6 protein-coding genes are annotated in these 6,142 nt (G+C 68.6%); 1 reads left to right on the plus strand and 5 read right to left on the minus strand.

What is annotated here, in order from left to right; all coding sequences use genetic code 11:
* Positions 1-2,401: DUF6797 domain-containing protein (locus tag ACIRDX_RS19405; protein ID WP_396627088.1), on the plus strand; the 2,401-nt coding region annotated here is incomplete at its 5' end.
* 104 nt (positions 2,402-2,505) lie between these two features.
* Here ACIRDX_RS19405 and ACIRDX_RS19410 read toward each other — a convergent pair.
* From ACIRDX_RS19410 to ACIRDX_RS19430, 5 genes are all read right to left on the minus strand, one after another.
* On the minus strand, positions 2,506-3,060 hold the full coding sequence (locus ACIRDX_RS19410; protein WP_396627089.1) for a hypothetical protein: 555 nt from the start codon (positions 3,058-3,060) through the stop codon (positions 2,506-2,508).
* Between the two features lie 328 nt (positions 3,061-3,388).
* Positions 3,389-3,595 carry a hypothetical protein gene (locus ACIRDX_RS19415; RefSeq protein WP_396627093.1) on the minus strand — a complete coding sequence of 69 codons (207 nt, stop codon included), beginning with the start codon at positions 3,593-3,595 and terminating at the stop codon, positions 3,389-3,391.
* Between the two features lie 71 nt (positions 3,596-3,666).
* Entirely contained in the window at positions 3,667-5,121 is a 1,455-nt protein-coding gene (locus ACIRDX_RS19420; protein WP_396627090.1) for an SDR family oxidoreductase, read from the minus strand.
* 383 nt (positions 5,122-5,504) lie between these two features.
* The gene (locus tag ACIRDX_RS19425; RefSeq protein ID WP_396627091.1) at positions 5,505-5,714 is read right to left on the minus strand and encodes a type II toxin-antitoxin system VapB family antitoxin; all 210 of its coding nucleotides are present in this window, start codon (positions 5,712-5,714) and stop codon (positions 5,505-5,507) included.
* Positions 5,715-5,764: 50 nt separating this feature from the next.
* On the minus strand, positions 5,765-6,142 hold a 378-nt coding region (locus ACIRDX_RS19430; RefSeq protein ID WP_396627092.1), incomplete at its 5' end, for a hypothetical protein.

The following is a 6,142-nucleotide window of genomic DNA, read 5'->3' on the forward strand; positions in this document are numbered from 1 at the left end:
CGGCCTGATGCCGCCGCAGGTGCGACTGACGCCGCGCGAGAAGTACGACGTCATCCAGTTCATCCGCGAGGAGTTCCTCAAGAAGCGCAACCTTGCCGAGTACGTGCCCGTCACCGAGGCGTACCTCGCGAGGCTGCCTGCCGGTGACACCCGTGGACCCGAACCGCAGCCGTACCGGCCGTGGGCCGAGATGGACTACGGCGACTTCCTGATCCACACGTACGAGCTCGCCAACTCGACCGACCCGCCGCGCCGCATCTCCGGTGGACCGAGTCCCCTCGCGAACGAGGACCTTCGCGATGCCAACTTCGCCTACAAGGGCATCGCCATCCGCCTCGACGAGGGCGAGGGCGGCGTGGCCGCGGGCTCGGCGTTCGTGCTGTTCGACCACGACCTGATGCGCATGACCGGCATCTGGACGGGCGCGGGATTCATCGACTACGAGAGCATCCTCCTCAACGATCGGCACAACATCTTTCCCCGCACCGTCGGCACCATCCAGGTCGAGAATCCGATCACCCCCGGCTGGGCCAATCCCGCCACCGGCGACTTCGCCGACCCACGTTTCGTGGCCGTCGACGGTCGTCCCTTCGGTCCGCTTCCCCGCGAGTGGACGCACTACACGGGCCTGTACCGTCATGGCCGCCGTGTGGTCATCGCCTACACGGTGGGCGACGCCGACGTGCTCGAGTCGTACGACCTCCAGAAGGTCGGCGACGCCACGGTGGTGGGCCGTACGCTGAACATCGGCGCGGCACGGACGCCGCTCACGATGCGGATCGCGCCAGAGACGGCCGCGGTGCACGTCGCGGGTCAGGGGGCGACGCTCGCGAAGGAGGCAGGCTTCCATGTGCTGAAGGTGCCAGCCGCAACGCCCGCCGTCGTCACCATCCGGATCGCGCCCGCTGGCGTGGACGTCGCCGCCGCGGCACGGGCCGGTGATCTGCCAGCCGACCTCCGCCAGTACACGCGTGGCGGGCCGGCGCGCGACACCGCGGTGCTCACGGCGCCGATCGTTCGCGGGCAGGATCGCGACGCGTACGCGGTCGACGTGCTCACCCTGCCGCTCGACAACCCGTGGAAGAGCCGCCTGCGGCCCTCGGGCATCGACTTCCTGCCAGGCGGCGACGAGGCCGTGGTCACCACCGTCGACGGCGAGGTGTGGCGGCTCGAGGGCATCACGCAGCCGCACGGCATCGTGCAGTGGCGACGCATCGCGACCGGGCTCTTCCAGCCGCTCGGCGTGAAGTACCACAACGGCTCGATCTACGTGGGGTGTCGCGATCAGATCGTCGTCCTGCGCGATCTGGATGGCGACGGCGCCACCGACTTCTACGAGAGTTTCAACAGCGACCACCAGGTGACGGAGCACTTCCACGAGTTCGCGATGGGACTGCAGACCGACCCGGCCGGCAACTTCTACTACGCCAAGAGCGCCCGCCACGCGCGCACCGCACTGATCCCGCAGCACGGCACGCTCATCCGCGTGAGTCCAGACGGCCGTGCATCGGAAATCGTCGCGACGGGCTTCCGCGCCGCCAACGGCGTGCTCCTCAACCCCGACGGCTCGTTCATCGTCACCGACCAGGAGGGCTACTGGACGCCGATGAACCGCATCAACTGGGTGGAGCGGGGCGGGTTCTACGGCAACATGTACGGCTACGGCGCGCCTGCCGACTCGTCAGACGCGGCGATGATCAAGCCGCTGCTCTGGATCGACTCCAAGCACGATCGCTCGCCTGCCGAACTGCTGTGGGCCGATAGCGGCCGCTTCGGCCCGCTCGACGGCAGTCTTCTCAGCCTGTCGTACGGCGACGGCCGGATCTTCGTCGTGATGCCGCAGACCTTCGCCGGTACCCGCCAGGGCGCCATCGTGGCCCTGCCGCTGCCGCGCTTCCCGACCGGCATCATCCGCGGCCGCTTCAACCCGAAGGACGGGCAGCTGTACGTGCTCGGCCTGTCGGCGTGGGCGACCAACCAGACGATGCAGGCCGGGGGCGTGTATCGGGTGCGACACACGGGCAAGCCGTTGCGGCTGCCGGTGGCGATGAAGGCGCGCACCTCGGGGATCGAGTTGACGTTCGCGTCGCCGATCGACAGGGCGGCCGCGAAGCCGGAGTCGTTCACCGTGACCGTGTGGGACCTCGTGCGGGCAAGGACGTACGGATCGAAGCGCCACAACCTGCGCACGCTGCGCGTCGATGGCGTGACGCTCGGCGCCGACGGCCGCACCGCACTGCTGCGGATCCCGGATCTGGCGCCGACGTGGGTCGTGGAAGTGAGCTACCGACTGCGGGCCCAGGAGGGACAGGCCTTCGACGGTGTGGTCCAGGGCACGATCCACGCGCTCGAGGACACCCCGTCGCCTCGCGGCACCGCCAGCAGCACCGGCGGGAGGTGATCAGAACGCGATCTCACGCCTGACGAACACCCCGGGGTCGACACTCGACGTCCGGCGGGGGCCGCGCTCGTCGAAGTGAAGGGCGAGACCGACCTGTGTGCCCTTCACCTCGAGCCCGAGCCGCAGCCACTGGTAGCTGCGGATGTGCTGGTCTGCGTTGAAGGCGTGGAGCAACTGCCCGGCGGCGTACAGCCGCAAGCGCGGCGTGAGCTGGGGGCGGTACCGCACGATCGAAAGACGCTGTAGGACGGCTCGGTGGCGAAGTTGACGCGCGGCGAGATCACCAGGAACAAGTCGCGGTTTCCCTTGATGTACTGGAGGCCTGCGGTGGGATTGAAGCCTCGTTCGGAGTTGAACGCGCCGCCGATGGCCCTGAGTCCACCGGCGAGCTCGACGAAAAAGACGTTCTGGATCGCCATCTCCGTCTGGGCATCCCGTTCGTAGTCGAACTGCAGCGTGCTCAGGTGGAAGAAGCCGAGCGGTGACGTGCTGGTGAACGGGCGGCTCACGACAAGGTTGGTCGTAATCGAGTCGCGCCCGAGGGTCAGTTCGACGGGAATCGGCTGGGGCGTCGCCCACGCGGCGCCCACCAGTGAGTGGAGCGCGAGGACGACGGGGGCGACGATCCGTTGCCACGGCCGGGCAAGACGCGAGTCCATGCCTGCGACGATCGCAGGTCAGTCTGAAGCGACCCTGAAACACCGGCGACGCGGCCGGCCCAGCAGGTGTCGCGCGGCACCACCAGCCGGGTGCGGTCAGCGCGCCGGCGGCCGGCAACCCTTCCACGTCGGGCGGTGTCCGGGCGGGGCTCAACGTGCCCTACAGCCTCGGCCTCGGCAACAACCTGGGGGCGCTCGCCCCAGGAATTCGGCGGCTATTCCTTGACGGCGCTCCCGAGCCGGCGCATCTCGACGACCGAGAACGCGAACCCGAACGTGCACAAGCCGGTCACGAAGAGGCCGACCAGAAGAATCACCATGGCCGACATCAGCGATTCCTCGCCTGTGCCGTGAGCGTCGCGAACGACAGGATTGAGGGGACCCAGATGCCGACGAACATACCTTCGTCGCGCTGCCCGGTGAACCAGAGGTAGACCGAGAACAGGAAGGACAGGAGGGCGGCCACCAGGAAGACAGAGTCGCTTCGATGAAACACGGTCGACTGCTTTCGGTTAGCATGCGCGAGCCGGCGCATCGGATGCACTACATCTCTTCGACATCCCCGCTGGCGCCGACGGTTCAATCTGCCGCCCCGCGGTCGCACGCTCAGCGGGACGGCGCGGGACGCTCCGCGCGTCGGCCGATCTCGCGAATCATGCCCCCGAAGATCAGGCCGTGGATCGGGTAGAGCGCGTACCAGTAGACAAGCCCGAACAGCCCGCGCGGCGAAAAGAAGGCGGTCTGGGTGACGAGGGTGCGGCCATCCTCCTGGGTGCGTGCGTGAAACTCCAGCCAGGCCCGACCAGGTACCTTCATTTCGGCGCGCAGCCGCACGAGCCGGCCCGGCTCGACCGCTTCCACTCGCCAGAAGTCCACGGCATCGCCCACCCGCACGTGGTGTGGATGCCGGCGGCCTCGCCGCATGCCGACGCCGCCCAGCAGACGGTCGATGAAGCCGCGGAGCTGCCACGCCCAGTTCAGGCGCAACCATCCCGTGGCGCCGCCGAGCGAACTGAACACCGTGAACGCCTGTTCTGGTGAGGCGTTCACGATGAGCTGACGCCGCTCCATCACCATGCCATCCTGCGTCGTCATCAGCACCGGCTCCGAGGTGGGATGGCTCGAGGTGAGCGCATCCGACCACGAGGTCTCGACGTTCTCGGTGTCGAATCTGGCAAGCGCCCGGCGCACGGACTCGAGGTAGCCGGCCGGTACGACTTGCGGAAACAACTCGCGCGCCCTGTCGTCACGCACGATGACCTCGTTGCGCAGGCCCTCGATCAGTGGTCTCGCGATGGCCGAGGGGATGGGCGTGACCAGATGCACCCAGTACGACGACAGCCGGGGAGTCAGGATGGGCACGGGCAGCAGCCAACGCGAGAGCCCGCGCTCCGCGGCATAGCCTGTCATCATCTCGCCGTAGGTGAGTACGTCGCTGCCGCCGATCTCGATCACCTGTCCGGCGGAGGCCGGCGTGCTGACGGCCTCTGTCAGATACGACAGGACGTCGCGGATCCCGATCGGCTGGATTTTCGTGTAGACCCAGTTCGGGCAGACCATCACCGGCACGCGTTCGGTGAGGTAGCGGATCATCTCGAAGGACACAGAACCAGATCCGACGATCACTGCGGCCCGGAACTCCGTGACTGGCACGCCCGCGGTGCCAAGGCTAGCGCCGGTGTCCTGACGGGAGCGCAGATGCTCCGAGAGTGCGCCGGTGGCATCACCCAGGCCGCCGAGGTAGATGATGCGGCCAACGCCTGCGGCCGCAGCGGCTTGGCCGAACGTGCGCGCGGCTCGCATGTCCCGATCGTGGAAATCGGGCCCGGTACCCAGGCTGTGCACGAGGTAGTAGGCGACCTCGATTCCAGCGAGGACCGGCACGAGAGAGTCCGCATCGAGGACATCGCCCCGCACGATCTCCGCCTGCGCGGCCCATGGACGGCCCTGCAGGCGGGCCGGATCGCGGACCATGCAGCGCACCGCATGGCCTCGAGCCAGCAACTGGGGCACGAGCCGCCCGCCGACGTAGCCGGTGGCACCCGTCACCAGAATCCGCATCCCCGTCAGACGCCCAGACGGTGACAGACGGTCCACCGGCCCGAGCCCCGTTGCCTTACCATCCACTCGTGCCAGGGTCTCCCTTGAAGGGGCCGACGAGTTCTGGCGTCACCCACCCGCGGCAGAACCCGCCCGCTTGCGCCCTGACCCCGTCCACGTAGCACGCGATCCGTCCTGGGTAGAACGACAGATGCGTGCGGATGGCGTCAATCGCCGGCAACGGCTCGACGTAGACCAGCCCACCGCAGGCAGCACGACCGGCGCGACACACACGGTTCAGTGACGCGGGCGACCGCCGCGATAGGCCACGCCGAGTTCCTCGGCCACCTGTGCGAGCCTGGCGCCGGCGGTCCACAGCGTGGCACGGCTCACCAGCGCCGACGCTACGCGCGCCCGGCCCGAACGCTCTTGCGCCGACGCCCGACGTCCGCGGCCCGCGGCTCCGAGCCACGCAGTGCGCACAATCGCTGGTGGGCGGCCTGCCGCACCAGCGCCTGCAGCCCGAGCCGCACCGTCTCGGTGTCGGAGCCGGCGCCGGAGGCCGCGCGGGCATCGCGGAGGAGGCTCTCGTCGATGCGCAGTGTCTTCTTCATGCCACACGAGAATGCCATCGTCGTCTCGCGCGAGACAGCGGCCGGAGTTGTCAGCGTGGAAGCCGTCGCGCGCGGATCAGCACCTGGATCTCGTCAGGCCGGGGGTTCTCGAAGTAGAGCCGCTGCCGGCCGTCGGCATCCTCCGAGATCTGGCTCGGGATCGAGCTGGCGACGACCGTCCATCCCGCCGGCAGGACCACGGTGTTGCGCGGCCGGCCGAAGGCGCGATCCCAGACCAGCTCGTCGCCGTCGACGAGGTAGCGCGCCGGATCGGTGTACGTCTCGCTGATCCGCAGCCGCGTCGATTCCCCAGCCTTCACGGGCGGGAAGGTGATCACCACGACCTCGGTGTCGTCGGCGACCGACTCACCGGGGTCGAGGCCGCGGGTCTTCAATGCCGCGCCCTTCAGTGTCTCGACCTGCAGGCG

The organism is Luteitalea sp., from assembly GCF_044337415.1.
Lineage (GTDB): Bacteria > Acidobacteriota > Vicinamibacteria > Vicinamibacterales > Vicinamibacteraceae > Luteitalea.

What these genes read in the sequence shown, in the direction of transcription:
- ACIRDX_RS19410 (WP_396627089.1), bottom strand. Translation starts at nt 3,060, where the DNA reads ATGGACTCGCGTCTTGCCCGGCCGTGGCAACGGATCGTCGCCCCCGTC.
- ACIRDX_RS19415 (WP_396627093.1), bottom strand. Translation starts at nt 3,595, where the DNA reads ATGCGCCGGCTCGCGCATGCTAACCGAAAGCAGTCGACCGTGTTTCAT.
- ACIRDX_RS19420 (WP_396627090.1), bottom strand. Translation starts at nt 5,121, where the DNA reads ATGCGGATTCTGGTGACGGGTGCCACCGGCTACGTCGGCGGGCGGCTC.
- ACIRDX_RS19425 (WP_396627091.1), bottom strand. Translation starts at nt 5,714, where the DNA reads ATGAAGAAGACACTGCGCATCGACGAGAGCCTCCTCCGCGATGCCCGC.